The 20,469-nt window shown below is 64.9% G+C and carries 16 protein-coding genes; 8 read left to right on the plus strand and 8 right to left on the minus strand.

Features of this window, described 5'->3' with window-relative positions:
* The first annotated feature begins 5 nt into the window (after positions 1-5).
* Positions 6-2,963: a formate dehydrogenase subunit alpha gene (gene fdhF, locus HWY05_RS13205; protein ID WP_176058639.1), complete on the plus strand. Its 2,958-nt coding sequence runs from the start codon at positions 6-8 to the stop codon at positions 2,961-2,963.
* An 8-nt stretch (positions 2,964-2,971) separates the two neighbouring features.
* The gene (locus tag HWY05_RS13210; RefSeq protein ID WP_035547616.1) at positions 2,972-3,223 is read left to right on the plus strand and encodes a formate dehydrogenase subunit delta; all 252 of its coding nucleotides are present in this window, start codon (positions 2,972-2,974) and stop codon (positions 3,221-3,223) included.
* 59 nt (positions 3,224-3,282) lie between these two features.
* Here the strand turns inward: HWY05_RS13210 and HWY05_RS13215 are convergent, their stop codons facing one another.
* From HWY05_RS13215 to HWY05_RS13225, 3 genes are all read right to left on the minus strand, one after another.
* Entirely contained in the window at positions 3,283-5,007 is a 1,725-nt protein-coding gene (locus tag HWY05_RS13215; RefSeq protein ID WP_176058640.1) for an FAD-dependent monooxygenase, read from the minus strand.
* A gap of 201 nt (positions 5,008-5,208) precedes the next feature.
* A complete protein-coding gene (locus tag HWY05_RS13220; protein ID WP_244146605.1) occupies positions 5,209-6,420 on the minus strand; it encodes a cation diffusion facilitator family transporter in 1,212 nt (403 codons plus the stop codon).
* Positions 6,417-6,785, minus strand: a complete 369-nt coding sequence (locus HWY05_RS13225; protein WP_035547625.1) for a metalloregulator ArsR/SmtB family transcription factor — start codon at positions 6,783-6,785, stop codon at positions 6,417-6,419. The genes HWY05_RS13220 and HWY05_RS13225 overlap by 4 nt, the downstream gene beginning before the upstream one ends.
* 117 nt (positions 6,786-6,902) lie before the next feature.
* On the opposite strand from HWY05_RS13225, the gene HWY05_RS13230 reads away from it, so the two are divergent.
* Positions 6,903-8,750: a tetratricopeptide repeat protein gene (locus tag HWY05_RS13230; RefSeq protein WP_176058641.1), complete on the plus strand. Its 1,848-nt coding sequence runs from the start codon at positions 6,903-6,905 to the stop codon at positions 8,748-8,750.
* Positions 8,751-8,872: 122 nt separating this feature from the next.
* Here the strand turns inward: HWY05_RS13230 and HWY05_RS13235 are convergent, their stop codons facing one another.
* On the minus strand, positions 8,873-10,174 hold the full coding sequence (locus HWY05_RS13235; RefSeq protein WP_035547631.1) for an MFS transporter: 1,302 nt from the start codon (positions 10,172-10,174) through the stop codon (positions 8,873-8,875).
* A gap of 317 nt (positions 10,175-10,491) precedes the next feature.
* On the opposite strand from HWY05_RS13235, the gene HWY05_RS13240 reads away from it, so the two are divergent.
* The gene (locus tag HWY05_RS13240; protein WP_035547634.1) at positions 10,492-11,016 is read left to right on the plus strand and encodes a GNAT family N-acetyltransferase; all 525 of its coding nucleotides are present in this window, start codon (positions 10,492-10,494) and stop codon (positions 11,014-11,016) included.
* Between the two features lie 133 nt (positions 11,017-11,149).
* Here the strand turns inward: HWY05_RS13240 and HWY05_RS13245 are convergent, their stop codons facing one another.
* From HWY05_RS13245 to HWY05_RS13260, 4 genes are all read right to left on the minus strand, one after another.
* Positions 11,150-11,875, minus strand: coding sequence for a DUF2968 domain-containing protein (locus tag HWY05_RS13245; protein WP_176058642.1), 726 nt, complete (start codon positions 11,873-11,875; stop codon positions 11,150-11,152).
* A 137-nt stretch (positions 11,876-12,012) separates the two neighbouring features.
* Complete coding sequence (locus HWY05_RS13250) at positions 12,013-12,180, minus strand: hypothetical protein (protein WP_176058643.1); 168 nt, start codon at positions 12,178-12,180, stop codon at positions 12,013-12,015.
* Positions 12,181-12,271: 91 nt separating this feature from the next.
* A complete protein-coding gene (locus HWY05_RS13255) occupies positions 12,272-13,885 on the minus strand; it encodes a type 1 glutamine amidotransferase (protein WP_035547640.1) in 1,614 nt (537 codons plus the stop codon).
* Between the two features lie 132 nt (positions 13,886-14,017).
* A complete protein-coding gene (locus HWY05_RS13260; RefSeq protein ID WP_035547643.1) occupies positions 14,018-15,775 on the minus strand; it encodes a cation:proton antiporter in 1,758 nt (585 codons plus the stop codon).
* 209 nt (positions 15,776-15,984) lie between these two features.
* On the opposite strand from HWY05_RS13260, the gene HWY05_RS13265 reads away from it, so the two are divergent.
* The 4 genes from HWY05_RS13265 to HWY05_RS13280 all read left to right on the plus strand — a co-directional run bounded on the left by HWY05_RS13265 (position 15,985) and on the right by HWY05_RS13280 (position 20,349).
* Complete coding sequence (locus tag HWY05_RS13265) at positions 15,985-16,671, plus strand: DUF2848 domain-containing protein (protein ID WP_176058644.1); 687 nt, start codon at positions 15,985-15,987, stop codon at positions 16,669-16,671.
* Positions 16,672-16,678: 7 nt separating this feature from the next.
* Positions 16,679-18,031, plus strand: coding sequence for an MFS transporter (locus HWY05_RS13270; protein WP_176058645.1), 1,353 nt, complete (start codon positions 16,679-16,681; stop codon positions 18,029-18,031).
* Positions 18,032-18,205: 174 nt separating this feature from the next.
* On the plus strand, positions 18,206-18,886 hold the full coding sequence (locus HWY05_RS13275; protein WP_035547652.1) for a GntR family transcriptional regulator: 681 nt from the start codon (positions 18,206-18,208) through the stop codon (positions 18,884-18,886).
* A gap of 83 nt (positions 18,887-18,969) precedes the next feature.
* Positions 18,970-20,349 carry an amidase gene (locus HWY05_RS13280; RefSeq protein WP_176058646.1) on the plus strand — a complete coding sequence of 460 codons (1,380 nt, stop codon included), beginning with the start codon at positions 18,970-18,972 and terminating at the stop codon, positions 20,347-20,349.
* The last annotated feature ends 120 nt before the right edge of the window (positions 20,350-20,469 follow it).

A 20,469-nucleotide genomic window follows, 5' to 3' on the forward strand; every position in this document is an offset into this window, starting at 1 on the left:
TCACCATGTCCGACGTGCTCAACTCCCCTGCCGGCGGCTGCGGCTCAGGCAACTGCGCGTGCAAGTCGCAGGCGCTGCAACAGGCGCCGCTGCGCCCGCCCCGTTCGTTCTTCGACGACACCGACTACGGCACGCCCGAACGTCATGCCGACGTCGATATCACGCTGGAAATCGACGGTCAGAGCGTGACGGTGCCGGCCGGCACCTCGGTAATGCGCGCCGCCGTCGAAGCCGGCGTGAACGTGCCGAAGCTGTGCGCCACCGATTCGCTGGAACCGTTCGGCTCGTGCCGCCTGTGTCTGGTCGAGATCGAAGGCAAGCGCGGCTATCCGGCGTCGTGCACGACGCCCGTCGAAGCCGGCATGAAGGTGCGCACGCAGACCGATCGTCTGCAATCGCTGCGCCGCAACGTGATGGAGCTGTATATCTCCGATCACCCGCTCGACTGCCTCACCTGCCCCGCCAACGGCGACTGCGAATTGCAGGACATGGCGGGCGTGACGGGCTTGCGCGAAGTGCGCTACGGCTTCGACGGCGCGAATCATCTGAAGGACAAGAAGGACGAGTCGAACCCGTATTTCACCTACGACGCGTCGAAGTGCATCGTCTGCAATCGCTGCGTGCGCGCGTGCGAGGAAACGCAAGGCACGTTCGCGCTGACCATCGCGGGACGCGGCTTCGAATCGCGCGTGGCGGCGAGCGAAAACCAGCCGTTCATGGAATCGGAGTGCGTGTCGTGCGGCGCGTGCGTCGCCGCTTGCCCGACCGCGACGCTGCAGGAAAAGACCGTGATCATGCTCGGTCAGGCGGAGCATTCGGTCGTCACCACCTGCGCGTATTGCGGCGTCGGTTGTTCGTTCAAGGCGGAGATGAAAGGCAACCAGGTCGTGCGGATGGTGCCGCACAAAAACGGCCAGGCCAATGAAGGCCACGCCTGCGTGAAAGGCCGCTTCGCCTGGGGCTATGCGACGCACAAGGACCGCATCACCAGGCCGATGATTCGCGCGAAGATCACCGACCCGTGGCGCGAAGTCAGTTGGGAAGAAGCGCTGAGTTACGCGGCGTCGGAATTCCGCCGGATTCAGGCACAACACGGCCGCGATTCGATTGGCGGCATCACCTCGTCGCGTTGCACGAACGAAGAAACGTACCTCGTGCAAAAGCTGGTGCGCGCCGCATTCGGCAACAACAACGTCGACACCTGCGCGCGCGTCTGCCATTCGCCGACCGGCTACGGCCTGAAGGCCACGCTCGGCGAATCGGCGGGCACGCAGACCTTCGCCTCGGTCGATAAAGCCGACGTGATCATGGTGATCGGCGCGAATCCGACCGACGGCCACCCGGTGTTCGGCTCGCGGATGAAACGCCGCGTGCGGGAAGGCGCGAAGCTGATCGTGGTCGATCCGCGGCGGATCGATATCGTCGACACGCCGCATGTGAAAGCCTCGCATCATCTGCAATTGCGGCCGGGCACCAACGTGGCCGTGGTGAACGCGCTGGCGCACGTGATCGTGACCGAAGGCCTGTTCAACGCAGCCTTCGTGGCCGAGCGCTGCGACACGCGCGCGTTCGAACAGTGGCGCGATTTCGTTTCGCTACCGGAGAACGCGCCGGAAGCGACTGAAGCGTTGAGCGGCGTGCCGGCTCAACACGTGCGCGAAGCCGCGCGCATCTACGCGACCGGCGGCAATGCCGCGATCTACTACGGCCTCGGCGTCACCGAACACGCGCAGGGCTCGACGATGGTGATGGGCATCGCCAATCTCGCGATGGTCACCGGCAACATCGGCCGCGAAGGGGTCGGCGTGAATCCGCTACGCGGCCAGAACAACGTGCAGGGCTCGTGCGACATGGGCTCGTTCCCGCACGAGTTGCCGGGCTATCGCCACATTAGCGATACGGTCACGCGCACGCTGTTCGAGCAAGCGTGGAACGTCACGCTGCAGCCCGAACCGGGCCTGCGGATTCCGAACATGTTCGACGCCGCCGTGCATGGCACCTTCAAGGGTCTGTACTGCCAGGGCGAAGACATCGTGCAGTCGGATCCGAACACGCATCATGTGGCGGCGGCGCTGTCGGCGATGGAATGCATCGTGGTGCAGGACATTTTCCTCAACGAGACCGCGAAATACGCACACGTGCTGCTGCCGGGTTCGTCGTTCCTCGAAAAGGACGGCACCTTCACCAACGCGGAACGCCGCATCTCGCGCGTGCGCAAGGTGATGCCGCCGGTGCCGGGTTACGCCGACTGGGAAGTCACGGTGATGCTCGCGCGCGCGCTCGGCTATGAAATGGACTACACGCACCCGTCGCAGATCATGGACGAGATCGCGCGTCTCACGCCGACGTTTCACGGCGTGTCGTACAGGAAGCTCGACGAACTCGGCAGCATTCAGTGGCCGTGCAACGAGAACGCGCCGGACGGTACGCCGACCATGCACATCGATACATTCGTGCGCGGCAAGGGCAAGTTCGTGATTACGAAGTTCATCGCGACGCCGGAAAAGGTCACGCGCAAATTCCCGCTGCTGCTGACCACCGGGCGGATTCTGTCGCAATACAACGTCGGCGCGCAAACGCGCCGCACCGAGAACTCACGCTGGCACGACGAGGACCGTCTGGAAATCCATCCGCACGACGCCGAGGAACGTGGCATCAAGATGGACGACTGGGTCGGCATCGAATCGCGCGCGGGGCAAACCGTGTTGCGCGCGAAAGTCACCGAGCGGATGCAGCCGGGCGTCGTCTACACGACGTTCCACTTCCCCGAATCGGGCGCGAACGTGATCACCACCGACAGCTCCGACTGGGCCACCAACTGCCCGGAATACAAGGTGACCGCGGTGCAGGTGATGCCGGTCGAACAGCCGTCGCAATGGCAGAAAGACTATTCGCGCTTCAACACCGAACAGCTCGATCTGCTGAAGCAACGCGAGCTGGCCAACGCCACCTCGGGCAAGTGAGGCGAGCCATGGACACTCAGAATCTGATCGACATGGCGAACCGGATCGGCGATTTTTTCGATTCGATGCCGGACCGCGAAGAAGCGTTGGGCGGCATCGCCGATCATATCCACCGCTTCTGGGAACCGCGCATGCGGCGCGCGTTGCTGGCGTCTCTCGATGAACCGGCAGCGGGCGGCGTCGAGATGTCGGCGATCGTCAGGGAAGCGCTGCTCAAACATCGCGAGCAATTGACGCCTGCCGTGCCTGCGCCGGTTTAATGCGTTGCGGCTTTGCAGCGTTGCGGCTTTGCAGCGTTGCAGTTTTGCGGCCGCCCGCGTCATAGCGCGGTCGGCTCGGGGATCTCACCGCCCACCGCGAACCATGCTTCGCAATGCCGCAGCAAGGCGTGCAGATCGGTGCCGGTGCGCCCGCGCGCGCTGATATAGCCATCCGGTCGCACGAGGTAGAACGAAGGCCGTGTGCGTCCATACGATTCGGATAGCGCCGGGCCGCCGTCGCCGGTCGTGTCGGTAATGCGCCAGATACGCACCGCGCCCGGCAACAGGCGCTCGACTTCCGCCACCATGCGATCCCGGTCCGCGTCCGGCGGCGACGCATGTTTCGCGGCGGGATCGAGCGGCGTGCCGTCGACCGGCAGCGGCGGCACCAGCAGAAACAGCGAGAAGAACGCCGGGTCGTGCAGATCGAAAATACAGCCGACGCCCGGCGCGCGGCCCAGCGGTCCATCCACCACATGCACCAGCGCATCCGGCGCCCGCTCGCCGGCGCGCGGGCCGCCGTCGAGCACCCGTTCGAGTGTGAGCGGACTGCGCCGGTACTGGATCGACAACTCGCTGATCGTCAAACGCGCGGCGTCACGCAACGGACCGAGCGCGGCGAGCACCGGCATGACCCGCTCGCGCAACAGCTTGAGCGGTCCATGATCGGCTTCGGCCATCTGCATGACGAAGCCCGTTTGACGCAGCACGTCGCGCTCGATCGGATGCCGTTCGGCGTGATAGGTATCGAGCAGCCGATCCGGCGCCGCGCTCTTCAGCACGCGGGCGAGTTTCCAGCCGAGATTAAACGCTTCCTGAATGCCGGTGTTCATCCCTTGCGCGCCGGCCGGGCTGTGAACATGCGCCGCGTCGCCCGCGAGAAAGATCCGGCCGACACGCAAGCGGTCCACCATCCGGCTGTTCAGATGAAAGTGCGCGGACCACTTGAGATCCGACACGTCGACGCGTTCGCGCACGCGGCGCGCGATCAGCGCCTTGCAGTCGTCGAGCGACGGCGGCGGCACGCGGTTGAGCGGCGGCTCACCCAACACCGCGGGCGTGGCGGCCGGCGCCATGGCCGACGGCTCGACCGCATGATCCGCAATCAACCGATGCCGGCCGTGGCCCATTGGGAACAGCGCGACCAGACCGTCGTTCGAGGCGAACATATGAAACTCGTCGTCGGGCCAATCGGTTTCGGCGTGCAGATCGGCGAGCAGGAAGGTCTGTTCGAGGGTCTTGCCCGCGAAGCTCAGGCCGAGCCGATGACGCACCGCGCTATGCGCGCCGTCGGCGGCGATCAGATAGGACGGACGCATGGTCTCCGTGTGGCCGTCGGCGCGGCGCAGCGTCGCCTGAACGCTGGCGGAGCCTTGTGCGAAATTCATCAGTTCGACGCCGCGTTCGATCGTCACGCCGAGCGTCGCGAGATGCTCGGTCAGCAAACGCTCGGTCACGGCCTGGTCGAGAAACAGCAGATACGGATAGCGCGTGTGCAGCGGATCGAAATCGAGCCGCGCGAGACGCATGCCATTCGAAAAAAGATTGGCCACGCGCGCGCGATGACCGAGTGCGAGAAACGGCTCGATCAGGCGATGCTGCTCGAGCAGTTCGAGCGTGCGCGCCTGGATGCCGATGGCGCGCGAATACGGGCTCGGCTGCATGGCCTTGTCGATCAGACGCACGGGAACGTGGGCACGCGCGAGGCTCATGGCGGCGGCAAGTCCGGTGGGACCCGCGCCGACGATCAGCACCGGCGACGCGTTGTTTGCAGCAACGTCCATGCGGGGCTCCGGAGGCGGCAGTGCGTTCTAGTGTACGCCCTGACGAAGTCACCCTGGAGACGCTGCCGGTGAGGTGTTTTACGATGCGCTGCGTCAAAAATGCGCGGGTGGGACGGGTTGGGACGGGGGTTTTGGGTGCGCTTTCTAGTGGCTCGTTGCGAGAGCGTTGCGTGACCCTTGTGTAGAGGATTACGCCCTACGTCAATGCGCGTGCTCCATCGCGCAATGATGCTGGGTGGTGCCGAGATCGACCTGCAGCGTCGCGTGTAGCATCGAGAAACGCTCCCGCAGCACGACGACGATCGCGTCGAGCGATTCGTCGCCCGGATGGCCGGCCGGCATCACCAGATGCGCGCTGAGTGCGTTGCCGGTGGTCGACAGCGCCCACACGTGCAAGTCGTGCACATCGACAACGCCGGGCTGGGTCGCCAGATAGTCGCGGATGCGTTGCAGGTCGACGCCGGGCGGCACGGCGTCGAGCGCGAGGCGCACCGAATCGCGCAACAAGCCCCATGTGCCGACCACGACGACGGCGACGACCAGCAAGCTCATCACCGGGTCGAGCCACGTCCAGTTGGTGTACAGAATCACCAGGCCGCTGATCGCGACCGCCGCCGAAATACCGGCATCGGCCGCCATGTGCAGAAATGCGCCGCGGATGTTCAGATCTTCCTTCTGCCCACGCATGAAGAGCCAAGCGGAAATACCGTTGACGACCACGCCGGTGGTCGCCACGACGAACACGGCGAGGCCGGCTACCGGCGCCGGGTTCATCAGACGGCCGATCGCCTCGGCGACGATCACGCCGCATGCAAACAGCAGCAGCCCCGCATTGGCCAGCGACGCGAGAATCGACGAGCTGCCGTAACCGAACGTATAGCGCGCCGAAGGACGCCGCGTGGCGAGCCAGCCGGCGCCCCAGGCGAGCAGCAGGCCGAGCACGTCGGAGAGGTTGTGGCCGGCGTCGGCGAGCAGTGCGGTGGAATGCGCGAGCACGCCGTAGATCGCCTGGATCACGACGATCAGGACGTTCAGCGCGACGGCGAGCGCGAACGCGCGGCCGTGGCCGGGGATGGGGGCGTGGGCGTGGCTGTGGCCGGCGTGGGAGTGGCCGGCGTGGGAATGGCCGGCGTGGCTTTGGGCGGCGTGGCTGTGGCCGCTATGGGCGCGGTCGCCATGGTCACCGCCGTGGGCATGACCGCTGTCATCGTGGCCGCCGTGGTCGTGACCACTGTGGCTGTGACCGCCATGGCTGTGCTCATCACTCCCATGATCATCGGCACTATGCTCGTGGCTCTGGCTTTCATGATCGTGCCCGCCCTGCGCCGCGCCATCGCCTCCATCGACCCACACCGGCGCGTGCTCATCCTCGCGCTCTTCCGCTGCCCGATCCGGGTTATTCGTATTCTTCATGTCGCATCCACAGGAAAATCGCTGGCCGGTTCGGCCACGTGCTCCAGCATGTTGGTTAGCATCGCGCTGATGTGACGATCCGCGGCGAGGTAGAACACCTGCTTGCCCTGCCGCTCCGCGCGCACGATCCGCGCCGCGCGCAACAGCCGCAAATGGTGGCTCACCAGTGAAGGCGACAAGCCCAATGCCTCCGCAATCGCCCCCACCGGGCGACGCCCGTCGACGCACGTCAGCACGATCCGCAAACGCGTCGGGTCGCCCAGCAGGCGAAACAGATCCGCCAGCGGCACGATGGTGTCCGCGGACCGGTCGTCGAAACGGCTAAACGAAACGTCGGAAACGGTAGAAGCCACGGCGGTCGTCATGGTCAGCACACATATGAACAGGTATTCACATGTTATACGCATCGACATGACCGGTCAAATCGGAGCGCGGTGCGTCGAGTGTGGGAAAATGCGGCCTCTGCCTCACCATCCCCCGTCATGCAACCTGTATTTGACCGCGCTTTCGCGGCGCATCGTGACGGCCGCCTCGACGACGCCGAACGCGACTATCGCGCAACGCTCCAGGGCAATCCCACGCACGTCGATGCGTTGCACCTGCTGGGCGTCCTGCGCCATCAGCAGGGCCAGCACGCCGAAGCCGCCGAGCTCGTACGGCGCGCGGTGAAACTGCGCCCGGAAGACGCCGCGCTGCAACTGAACCTGGGCAACGCGCTGAAGGCGCTGGGCCAGATCGACAACGCCATCGAACAGTTTCGCAACGCACTGACGCTCGCGCCGTCGTTCCCGATGGCGCACTACAACCTCGGCAACGCGTACGCGTCGCAGGGCCGTCATGAAGACGCCGCCGACGCCTTCGAAAAATCGTTGCGTCTGCAACCGGACGACGCGTCGTCGCACAACAATCTGGGCAACGCGCGGCACGCGCTCGGCCAGCACACGGAAGCGATCGCGTCGTTCACGCGCGCGCTCCAACTGCGCCCCGGCCACGCCGGCGCGTTGAACAACATGGGCATGTCGCTGAACGCGCTCGACCGCGCGGACGAAGCGATTCCCTGCTTCCAGAAAGCGCTGGCCGCCGAACCGCGCTTCGTCGCCGCGTACTTCAATCTCGCCAATACCTTCGACGCTACCGGCCGCCACGCCGAAGCGGTCAAATCGTTCGAAGCGGCGCTGCGCTTGCAGCCGAACCTGCCGCCGGCCATCTTCGGCATGGGCAATGCGTTGGCGGCGTTGGGCCGTCCCGCGCAGGCGTTGCCGTATCTCGAACGCTCGGTCGGTCTTGACCCGCAATTCGCGCTGGCGTGGCTCAGTCTCGGCAACGCGCACCTCGCGCTGGGCGCGCATGCGCCCGCGGTGCGCGCGTTCGATCAGGCCTTGCGCCAGCGTCCCGACCTCGCGTCTGCACATATGAACCGCGCGCTGGCGTGGCTCGCGCTGCGCGATTTCGCACGCGGACTGCCGGAGTACGAATGGCGGCTGCAAACCATGGCGGAGCCGGCAATTCAGACGCTGCCGCGCTGGCACGGCGAACCGATCGATCAACGCACGCTGCTGATTCACGCCGAACAAGGTTTCGGCGACACGCTGCAGTTCGCGCGCTTCGTGCCGCTCGCCGCGCAACGCGCCGCGCGCGTGGTGCTCGAAGTGCAGCCTGCGCTGCTGGCGCTGCTGGCGCCCGTAGCGCAAGCCTGGCGCGTGACGCTGATCGCCCAGGGCACGCCGCGCCCGGCCGCCGATCTGCACTGCCCGCTGCTCAGCTTGCCGCTCGCGCTCGGTACGACTTACGACAGCATTCCGGCACGCACGCCCTACCTCGACGTGCCGGCCGCCTACGGCCGCAAATGGCGTGGTTCGCTCGGCGGCCAGGCGAAACGCAAGATCGGCATTGCGTGGACGGGGCGCATCCAGCCCAACGAAACCCGCTCCATGCCGCTCGCCGCGCTCGATCCGCTGTTCGCGCTCGACGGCATCGACTGGATCGTGCTGCAACCCGAGCTGAGCGCGGACGAACGCGCGGCGCTCGACACGCATCCGCGCGCGGGGTCGATTCATCGCTTCGATAAACGGATCGGCGATTTCGCGGATACGGCCGCGATCATCGAACGGCTCGACGCGGTGGTGTCGATCGATACGTCCATTGCTCACCTGGCCGGCGCGCTACGCAAACCGTTGTGGCTGATGCTGCCGTTCGCGGCGGATTGGCGCTGGTTTACCGGCGACGCGCGCAGCCCCTGGTATCCGGGCGCGACGCTCGTGCGTCAGCCGCAGCCGGGCGCGTGGCATGAGGTCGTCGAAGCGGTGGCGAACGAGTTGCGCCACGGTTAGCCGGCGCTTGTTTATCGACATTGGGAAAGCGGTTCCGCTTCCCGTTTGCCCAAACAAAAACCCCGCGCTTTTTCAGAGCGCGGGGTTTTTTATTTGTCCCGCCGAACGGCGGACGACGAGCGTCAGGCCGCTCGATACTGATTGCGCGATTCCGGCGTGCGATACAGCACCAGGGTCGCGACCAGCCCGCAGATCGCCGCCGCGCCGAGGAACAGTCCCGGCGCCGCCTTGTTGCTCGTGGTGTGAATCAGCATCGTCGAGATAGCCGGCGTGAAGCCGCCGATCGTCGTAGCGAGGCTGTACGCCAGCGAAAAACCGGCGGTGCGCACTTCGACCGGCATCACTTCGGTCAGCGCCACCACCATCGCGCCGTTATAGCTGCCGTACAGGAACGACAGCCACAACTCGACGGCCAGCAAGCGCGCGAACGACGGTTCGGCGACCAGCCATTGCAACGCCGGATACGCGGTAATGATGGTGAGAATCGTGAAAACCAGCAGCACCGGACGGCGGCCGATCCGATCCGACAAGGCGCCCGCGAGCGGCAGCCAGACCAGATTCGACAGACCGATACAGACGGTCACCACCAGCGTATCAATCGACGACAGTTTCAGCACGACCTTGCCGAAGGTCGGCGTGTAAGCCGTGATCATGTAGAACGACACCGTGGTCATGATCACCATGCCCATGCCGCCGAGTACGATGCCCCAGTTGGCGGCCATGGTCTTCACGATCTCGCCCATGCTCGGACGATGCTTGCGCGCCATGAATTCCTCGGTTTCCTGCAGCGAACGGCGGATCAGGAACAGGAACGGCACGATCAGGCAGCCGATCAGGAACGGCACGCGCCAGCCCCAGGCGCCCATCTGGTCAGCCGGCAATACTTTGTTCAGGACCACGCCGATCAGCGCCGCGAACACCACCGCAACCTGCTGGCTGCCCGACTGCCACGCGCAGTAGAAGCCCTTGTTGCCCTTGGTCGCGATCTCCGACAGATACACGGACACGCCGCCCAGTTCGACACCGGCGGAGAAGCCCTGCAACAGGCGGCCCAACAGCACGAGCGCCGGCGCGAGTACGCCGATCGTCGCGTAGCCTGGAATCGCCGCCACCGTGAGCGTGCCGAGCGCCATCAAGCCGAGCGTGAGGATCAGGCCTTTGCGACGGCCGTGATGGTCGATGTACGCGCCGAGCACGATCGCGCCGAGCGGACGCATCAGGAAGCCGGCGCCGAACACCGACAGCGACAGCATCAGCGACGCGAATTCGTTACCGCTCGGGAAGTAGGTCTTGGCAATGGCCGACGCGTAATAGCCGTAGACCATGAAGTCGTACATCTCAAGAAAGTTGCCGCTGACGACGCGGAACACTGTCTTGACTTTCGATTCCTGGGATGAGGAAGTGGCGTGTGTCGCTGTAGACATGACATTCTCTGGAAAGCCCGTCGCCCTCGGTTGTGGCGGCGATCAGGCAGTTGAAACGATCCACTGGCTTCGGTCAGGCGGTTGCCGCTGCAAGGCAGCAGGAACGCGCCGGGGGCGCTGCATTTTCATGCTGAAAGCACTCGGCTGATATCAGGGTAAACATCGTGAAACAGGCCGAGCCCATGCCACGTAATGTTACCGTTGTTGGCGTTGTCGCGTAATGCATACAGAATCATTACAGACCCCGCCGGCCACCGACGACAGCCGTCGTCCCGATAGAATTTGCGTCCCGCCACTTCGCGCTGATCGCCACCCCGATGCAAGCCAACCGCACTCTCTCGCTGCGCCCCGCGACTCTCGCTGATGCCGCTCTGATTGCTTCGATCCATGCCGCCAGTTGGCAAGCCACCTATCGCGGTTTGCTGCCCGACGCCTTCCTCGACGGCGAAGTCACGCGTGAACGCGCGGCGTATTGGGAAGCGCGTCTGAGCGCGCCGGGCGGCGAGCGCCGCGTCGTCCGGATCGCTGAACTCGACGGCGAGCCGATTGGTTTTGTCTGCGCGGAACGTCAGCCGGAATCGGCGTGGGGCGTGCTGCTCGACAACCTGCATGCGTTGCCGGGCTATCAGGGCATCGGAGTCGGCAAGCTGCTGATGCGCGCCGCCGAGGATTGGACTCGCGCGCAAGGCGAGGCGCAGTTGTATCTGTATGTGCTCGAAGGCAATACGCCTGCAATCGGTTTCTACGAACGGCAAGGCTGGCAGTTCGTGGGCGCGGAACCGGATCACATGGGCGGTATGGATATCACCGCGCTGCGCTATGTGTACCGATTGAAAAAATAAACGGCTTCGGCGGGTCCGCGCGTCGCTCCGACCTTGGCGGATCAGTGCTTGACGTAAGCCGATCATGGCTACCGGGACCGGCGTCATAAAAAAACCCGGCCGATAATCGGTCGGGTTTTTTTCAGTCTCACGCTTACTTCTGCAGCGGCAATCCCGATTCGGTTTGCCGCTGCAGTTGCAGTACCTCACCCTGCACCCGACGCAGTTGCGCCTGCGCTTTCTCCCTCTCCAAACGCAACGCGGCCGCTTCGCTCTGCGTTTGCCGCTGGTAGTCGTTGACCCTGGCCTGCTGCGCACGCGCTACGTCGAGATCGGCCTGCAGACGTTTCGCGCGGTCTTCCGACAACGCAATGATGTCTTCGATATAAACCTTCTGCGCCAGCAACTGCGTGCGACGAATTTCGACCTCCGCGAGTTGCGCCGTTTGCAGAACGAAGTCCGCATAGATCAATTCCGCGCGCGCCGCGTCTTCGGACTTGATGACGCGCCAGAAATGTTTGTCCTGAAACAACGCGACGTAATACGTCATTTCCTGCGGATAGAAAAACAGACTCGCGCCGTAGCTGCCGTTATACGTGGTGCGCAGTTCGTTCAACTTTGCGCCGTGGATCATTTGCATCAATTCGGCGACGTTGCCCTGCGATTCGGCGACAGGGGTCGCCGTAGTTGAGATGCCCGATGCCGCGACGCCCGGCGCGTTGCCGACCGGCTGCGCGGTCAGGGCGTTCATGGCCGGCCGCGCGCCGGCCAAGGGGGCGGCCTCGCCGTCTTGCGCCGCCAGCACGAAACCACTTTGCTGCAACAGCACGCACGAGATTGCGAGCAACATGGCGCGCCATACAGTTAAGGGGTACTTCATAACGTGCTCCATGCGAATTCAAAACAGCCGACGATTATCGCGCGGATCAGCCGTCAAGCGAAGCACTCACGTGTCCCGAAATGGGACTTTAAATTGAGACAAATAGATCGCGAATAATTCCGCCGAATGGAGCGGGCTTATTGCGGAATAAACACGGTGGGATTGCGCGAAAACACGACGATCCGCCTCATGTGCGGACGAATCCGAATCTGCATGGGATTCAGGTGAATCAGGCGAAAACTGGCGGTGCGCCAGTAGCCGGATTGCCCGAGCGTGAAGTGCAAGCCACGATTGTCGAGAGACAAACACGACGAACTGAAAACGCTTTGGAAAACAGCAAACCTTGCGGAGCGCCAGGCCGCGCCACCGAGACGCAGACCTGGCGCTCCCACCCGCTTAAAAGCGCGTTTCGCGCGCCACCCGCAGGAACGTATCCAGCAACGGCGTGCAATCCAGCAATTCCGGCCCGCCCGCGCGATGAAACTCCGGATGCCATTGCACCCCCATCACAAAAGGCGCACGACGGTAACGCACCGCCTCGATGATGCCGTCGGACGCCGACACCGCTTCGATATTGAGGTCACGCCCCAGCGTCTTGACCGCCTGATGGTGGATCGAGTTGACGATCGCATCGCGCCGACCCGGGAACATATTGGCCAGCGTCGACCCGTCCGGAAAGTGAATGCCGTGCCGATGCTGATCGTAGTTCTCGTTGACGTGCGCGCCGGCGGTGGGCACGTCGGTGGCGATGTCCTGATACAGCGTGCCGCCGAACGCCACGTTGATCAGCTGGCATCCGCGGCATACGCCGAGCACCGGCTTACCCGACTCGATAAATTCATGCAGCAATTCGAGCTCGTACATATCGCGCACGCGATCGCCCGGCCACTCGTGGCTGGTCGCGTTTTCCGCGTACGACTGCGGCGAGACATCCGCGCCGCCTTGCAGCAACAGGCCGTCGAGATGCTTGGCATAGTCGCGCAAACGGATATTGCTCGGATGCAGCATGCCCTGATGGCCGACCGTCGGAATCATGAACACCAGCACGTCGCGCGACATGACCCAGTGCGCGATCGATTCCTCGAGGTACTGCAGCGTCTTGCCGCGCAGCCCCTTCGCACCCGGTTCCGGGTGGAAGATCCGCGCCGACACGCCGATGCGCAGCGTGCGCTGCGTGATCCGTTGCCCCGCGCGATCGAACAACTGACGAGCGCGCGCCGCGATGATGCGGCCGAACACCGTCCACGCCGAATCGTTCTGCTTCAGATAGCGCGGCGGCGACGGCGGCAACGCGTTGGGCGGCGGCGGATTGGACGCGGAAAAATCCGGCGCTGCGCCGAAACCGGGCGGCGGTGCGCCGGCCGGCCGCGCGGCGGAGGCGGCGGCCGCTTCCGGTACGGCGGCGACGCTATCCGCTTCCACTGAGGACGTCACTTCGCCGGCAAGCGGCTCGCTGCTCGACAGCGTCGTCTCGTGTTTAGGCGCGGCAGGTGTTTCGGCTGATGTTTCGGCAGGCTTAGCGTGGGCGCGGGCGTCGTGTGCCGCTTTGTCATGAACCGCCGCCTCCTGCTTCGCCGTCGATGCCGCAGCGGAACTGCGCGCCTCGGCGGCATCGCGCTGCCGGGCGGCTTGCGGATCGGCCGGCGTCACGGCGGAGGCGCTGTCGGGGTCGTCGGTGGACGATCTGACGGCGGCTTCCCCGGCCGCAGCCTCCGACGCAGCGGACGGCGTTTTCACGTCCTTGATCGGCGACTGGATGGAATCTTCGTGTGAGAGGGGCAACGAGGTCGCCGGATCGGGCGGCGGCTCGGCGGGCTTGAAAGACGCACCGGAGGGCGCGCCCGTCACCGTGCCAGAACCTGCGCCGGAACTCGCACCAGAGGGTGCGCCAGAACCCGCACCAGACCCGGCAATTGCACCAGAAGGACTTGCGCCAGACGGCGCGGGCGACGCCGAAGGCGACGGAGGACTGCCGGGCTGACCGGCGTTTTCAGGTTTGTTTTCGCTCATGACAGTCAGACAGGCGCCTTTCACGCGAACGAATGAATATGCCCTGATTATCCGCTAGCGAGCCAAGCCCCGCAAACCCGCACACAATTGCTCACATTGTTGTTTCAGACGACACAATCTCGACGGACCTGATCAGGGATCCGGCTGTTCATCGAAAGTTTCGCGCAACGCGATCTGCATCGCCGCGTGGATCTTCACGCACCAGCGCCAGACGAGCGCCAGCAGCAGCGCCGCGCAGATCAACACGGCGGTGAGCAAGCCCGTAGGCGGCAATATCCCGCCCGACAGCGCGGCCAGCAGTAAAAACACCCCAACCATGGACACCACCGGCACCAGGTCGGAAATCGCGTAACGGATCGCGCGCGTAAAGCGCCCCGCCGTCGCCGGTTGAACGCTGACTTCGGCGAGCAGCAACGCGAGCGATTTGGTCTTCCGGTAGACGGCCACCAGAAACGGCAACGACACGATCAGCGCGATGCTCCACAGCACCACGCGCTGCAACGGCTCGGCAGCCAGCCAATGCGCGAGCCACGCGCTGGTGTATGGCGCGCTATACGACACCGTCAGAAAAATGGCGGCGACCAGCGCGAGATTCACCGCGATTTGCAGAATGATCCGTCGCGTCATGCTGAACAGCGTCGGTTCACCGCTCCCGGTGCTCAGGCTGCGCAACCACTGTCCATAGAGGCCGAACCCATTGACGAGCGTGCGTGGCATCGCCTGGCCGAGGCGCTGCGTCAGCGGGTCCGCGGCCTTGATCAGATACGGCGTGAACAACGTGGTCAACGCCGACACCGCCACCGCGATCGGATACAGAAACGCGCTCGTCACCTTCAGCGTCAAGCCGAGCGACGCGATGATGAACGAGAACTCGCCGATCTGCGAGACGGTCATGCCGACCCGCATCGCCGTGCGGCCGTCCTTGCCGGCCAGAAAAGTCCCGAGCCCGCACGACACGATCTTGCCGACGATCACCGCCACCGTGATCACCGCGATCGGCCACGCATAGTCGACCAGCACGGCCGGGTTCAGCATCAAGCCGATCGTCACGAAGAAGATTGCCGAAAACGCGTCGCGCAGCGGCGCAATCAGATGCTCGATGCGATGCAGATGACGCGACTCCGCCATGATCGCGCCAATCAGGAACGCGCCGAGCGCGATGCTGTAATCGAGCTTGACCACCAGCAGACAGAAGCCGAAACAGAAACCGAGCACCGACACTAGCAGCATCTCGTCGCTTTTCGCGCGAGCCACGTAGTTCAGCGCACGAGGCACCACCAGAATGCCCACCACCAGCGACACCGTCATGAACAGCAGCAGCTTGCCAAGCGTGACCATCGCGACGCCCGCACTCAACTGCCCGGTCTGCGCGATGCCCGACAGCAGCACGAGCATCGCGATGGCGAGAATGTCCTCGACGATCAGAATCCCGAACACCAGTTGCGCGAAGCTCTCGCGCTTGAGCCCCAACTCCGAGAGCGCCTTGACGATGATGGTGGTCGACGAGATCGCCAGGATCGCGCCGAGGAACAGCGAGTCCATCGAACTCCAGCCGAACGCGCTGCCGATCTCATAGCCGATCCACAGCATCAGCACGATTTCGGACAGCGCCGCGACGATCGCCGTCGCGCCGACCTTGAAGAGCTTGCGCAGACTGAATTCGAGGCCGAGCGAAAACATCAGGAACACCACGCCGAGTTCGCCTAGCGTCTGAATGGTCTGCTCGTCGTGAATCAGCTGGAACGGCGGCGTGTACGGTCCGATGATCACGCCCGCCGCGATGTAACCGAGCACCACCGGCTGCTTCAGGCGATGGAACAGCACGGTGACGACGCCGGCGAGCGCCATCACGACCGCCAGGTCCTGAATGAAGCCGATGCCATGGTGCATGAACGCGATCCTTACAGAAAGTAATGTCTCAAAAACGCAGTGTAACAAAGGATCGCGACACGCCTGTCGGCCGGAACATCCGCACGGAACGGGCTTGCCGGGTCATGGAACGATTCGATGCGACACGCAAACCGGAATGTTTTTGAAACGCTGGACACCTGTGAAATATCACAATAATATTTGAAGCATATTTTTACGGGAGTCGCGTGATGCAGCAGGTGTCTTTCAACGTTGTAGACCGTAGCGGCGCGAGCCGCGCCGAGATCGTCGAAGTGAACCGTCTGACGATTGCCGGCTGGGCCGGGCGCGATCAGGCCGCGATCGAGCATCACATCGCCGAACTGGCCGAACTCGGCGTGAAACGGCCGTCCACCACGCCGTGTTTCTATCGTCTCGGCGCGGAACTGCTGACGCAGGCCGAGCAGATCGACGTGGTCGGCGTGAGGTCCAGCGGCGAGGCCGAATGCGTGCTGGTGAATGGCAAAGCGGGCCTGCTCGTCACGGTCGGCTCCGACCACACCGACCGCGAGGTCGAGGCCTACGGCGTCACGGTGTCCAAACAGGTATGCCCGAAGCCGCTCGCCCGCGACGCCTGGCGTTTCGACGACGTCGCCGGTCACTGGGACCAACTGGAATTGCGCGCCTACGCCGTGACGAACGGTGAGCGGCGCGTCTATCAGCAAGGCAGCGTCGCGTCGCTGCTGCCGGCCGCCGATCTGCTCACGCGCGCGCCGCTCGCGGCCGGTGCGGCGATGTACTGCGGCACGCTGGCGGTACAGGGCGGCATCGTCGGCATGCTCGACGGCGACGCGCTCGAACTCGAATTGCACGACCCGATCCTGAACCGCACGCTGCGCCACGCTTATCGCGTGCGCGCGCTACCTATCGTCGAATGAGGCACCCATGAGCTCCCCTTCGCACTCCGTCAGCGCCGACGCGTCTTCCGACGCGTGGCTCGAAGCCGCCGCCCTGCGCAAGATCACGTGGCGCATCATGCCGTTCCTGTTTCTGGTCTATGTGCTGTCGTATCTGGACCGCGTCAACATCGGTTACGCGAAACTGCAGTTCACCGGCGACCTGGGCCTCACGAACGCGGCGTACGGACTCGGCGCGGGGATCTTTTTCTTCGGCTATTTCGTGTTTGAGGTGCCGAGCAATCTGCTGCTGAAGAAGTTCGGCGCGCGCGCCACGATCGCCCGTATCACGATGCTGTGGGGCCTGCTGTCGTGCCTGATGATGTTCGTGCACAGCGAAACCATGTTCTACGTGCTGCGCTTTTTCCTCGGCGTCGCCGAAGCGGGTCTGGTGCCGGGCGTAGTGCTTTATCTGACGTTCTGGTTTCCGTCCGACCGGCGCGCGCGGATGGTCGCCGTGTTCATGGCGGCGATTCCGGTGGCCGGCATTATCGGTGCGCCGTTGTCGGGCTTTCTGATGTCGGCGCTGCATGAAACGCACGGTTTGCGCGGCTGGCAGTGGATGTTTCTGATCGAAGGTATTCCGTCGATCCTCGCCGGTTTCTGGGCGCTCGCCGTGTTGCGCAACACGCCGGCCGAAGCCGCGTGGCTGACCGACGACGAAAAGCGCGTGATCCTGCAGCGCCTCGCGCGCGAAAACAACGCGGCCGCGGCGGCCGGCGCCGAGCATAGCCTCGCAGTGGCGTTGCGCTCGGGCCGCTTCTGGCTGCTGACGCTGATCTACTTCTGCCTCGTCACCGGCAACGCGGGTTTCTCGTTCTGGCTACCGCAGATCGTCAAGGATCTCGGCGTGACGAACCTCGTCACCAATGGCTTCGTCACCGCGATTCCTTATCTGGCGGCGGGCATCGGCATGATTCTGATCGGGCGCTCGTCGGATATCACCGGCGAACGGCGCTGGCATTACGCGGTGTGCTGTTTTATCGGCGCGGCGGGATTGCTGGGCAGCGCGTCGGTCACGAACTCGATTCCGCTCGCCGTGACCGGTTTGTCGATTGCGTATGTCGGGATTCTCGCGGGCTTCGGCATCTTCTGGTCGATGTCGACGACTTTCCTGCAAGGCTCGGCGGCCGTCGCCGGGATCGCGGTGATCAACTCGATCGCGAATCTGGCGGGCTATGTGAGTCCGTATGTGCTCGGCATCGTCAAGGACGCGACGCATAGCGTGACGCTTGGGCTGGTGCTGATCGCGGGGGCGTTGATCGTCGGCGGGCTGGTGACGCTGATGATGCCGCGCGTGAAGGTGCAACACGCGGCGACGGCCGTGCCGGGCAACGCCTGATGCGTTTGCGACTTTGATGTTTGTGTTTGCGTACGTGCGCGTTGTTTGCGGACGCGCGCATGCGCGGCCCGGCACGCCAAGCAGCGCGGCATGCGGCGCTCACCCGCCCTGGCCGCGCCGCCCGCGCAAAACCTTGCTCTACAATGCGGACGACATCGCCCGCCAGTTCCACACATGACGCTTTTGCAGACTGCCCGCCCTTCCCGACCCACCCGCGAGACCGCTGCCGCGAGCCTCGCCGAACAGGCCTATGCGTTCGTCAAACGCGAGATCATCACGATGCGTTTGCGGCCGAGCGAGGTGCTCAACGAAGCGGAGCTGATGGCGCTGACCGGCATCGGCCGCACGCCGGTGCATCAGGCGCTGCATCGGCTGGTGCACGAAGGCATGCTGACCATCATGCCGCGCAAAGGCATCATGGTCCGGCCGGTTTCGCTCGACGACGTGCTCGCGATCATCGACGTGCGGCTCGTGAACGAAAGCTACTGCGTCGAGCTGGCCGCGCGCCACGCGCAGCAGCACGATTACGACGCGATGCAGGCGCTGCTGGAGCGCTCGTCGGTGTGCGTCGCCGCGCACGACATTGAAGGCATGATGGATATCGACCGCGAATTCCATCTGGCGATTTCGGCCGCGTCGCGCAACCCGGTGCTGGCCGATATTCTGCGCGGCCTGCATGAGCGGTCGCTGCGCTTCTGGTTCATTTCGCTGTCCGAGCCGCATCATCTGGAAGACGTCCATGAGGAGCATCTCGAGCTGTTCCGTCTGCTGCGCGAACGCGACGCCGAAGGCGCGCGCGAGTCGGTGCAGAAGCATATCGAGGCGTTCCGCGCGACGCTGTTCAACCGGATGTGAGCGCCCTCGACCGAACGCCCTGAACGGCGCGCTCTCAATCGAACTCAACCGGCTTGCCCGGTTCAACCGGATTCATACCCATCATGGCCACTGCCTTCACGCCCTTCCCGCCGCTTGCCCAGCTCGCCGCCGATCTCGCCGCCGGCCGCACCACCAGCCGCGCGCTGGTCGAAACCGCGCTTGAACGGATCGCCGATCCGGCCGGCCAGGGCGCGGCCGTCTTCATGCATGTCGACGCGGACAACGCCCGCGCCGCCGCCGACGCGCACGACCGCCTGCGCGCCGCCGGCACGGTCCTCTCGCCGCTCGCCGGGATTCCGGTGTCGGTCAAGGACCTGTTCGATATCGAAGGCCAGCCGACCCGCGCCGGCTCCGTCGTGCTCGCCGACGCGCCCGCCGCCAAAGCGGATGCGGTGGCGGTCGCGCGCCTGAAGCGGGCGGGCGCCGTGCTGGTCGGGCGCACCAACATGAGCGAGTTCGCGTTCTCCGGACTCGGCCTGAACCCGCACTACGGCAACCCGCTGTCGCCTTATCAGCGCGGCGTGAAGGGCGACGAGCGGATTTCGGGCGGTTCGTCGTCGGGCGCGGCGGCCTCGGTCGCGGACGGCATGGCGGCAATCGCGCTCGGCACCGACACCGGCGGCTCGATTCGCATTCCGGCGGCGCTGTGCGGGCTGACCGGCTTCAAACCGACCGCCGACCGGATTCCCAGGCAAGGCGGCGTGCCGCTGTCGTCGACGCTCGATTCATTCGGCCCGATCGGCGTCTCGGTCGCCTGCTGCGCGCTGGTGGACCGCATGCTGGCCGGCCTCGAGCCGCGCATTCCGGCCGCCCGGCCGCTCGAAGGCGTGCGCCTTGGCGTGCTGACCAATTTCGTCACCGACGGCGTCGAACCAGCCGTTGCCGCCGCGATCGACACGGCGCTCAAGCATCTGGAAGCGGCCGGCGCAATCGTCACCGAAGTGCGCTTCGCGCCGCTCGACCGTCTGCCGGAGATCAACCGCTTCGGCTTTTCGCCGATCGAAGCGTACGCGTGGCACCGTCCGTTGCTGGAGAAGCACCGCGAGCAATACGACCCGCGCGTGCTGGTACGCATTCTCAAAGGCCAACCGGCCAGCGCCGTCGACTATCTGGACCTGCTGGCCGAGCGCCAGGCGCTGCTGAACGAAGCCGCGCGCACGCTGTGGCAGCGTTTCGACGCGGTGGTCGCGCCGACCGTGCCGGTGCTGCCGCCGCGCGTGGCCGACCTGGTGAACGACGACGACGCGTTCGGCCGCACCAATGCGTTGATCCTGCGCAATCCGAGCGTGTTCAACTTCCTGGATTCGTGCGCGCTGTCGTTGCCCTGCCATCTGCGCGGCGACGCGCCGGTCGGGCTGATGCTGGCCGGCGCGCCGCATGCCGACGACGCGTTACTCGCCATCGGCCGGGCCGCGGAGGCGGTGCTGAACGCGATTCGTTGAGTGGGTGAAGGCGGCGGGAAGGCGAAGGCGGGGCGGGAGCGCATTCATACAGCCGCAAGCGCGCCGGAAATGCGGCGAATCGCCGCGTTCCCCGCCCGCAAACGTGCCGTAATACCGCGA

It is taken from the genome of Paraburkholderia sp. BCC1876 (genome assembly GCF_902833695.1).
Lineage (GTDB): Bacteria > Pseudomonadota > Gammaproteobacteria > Burkholderiales > Burkholderiaceae > Paraburkholderia.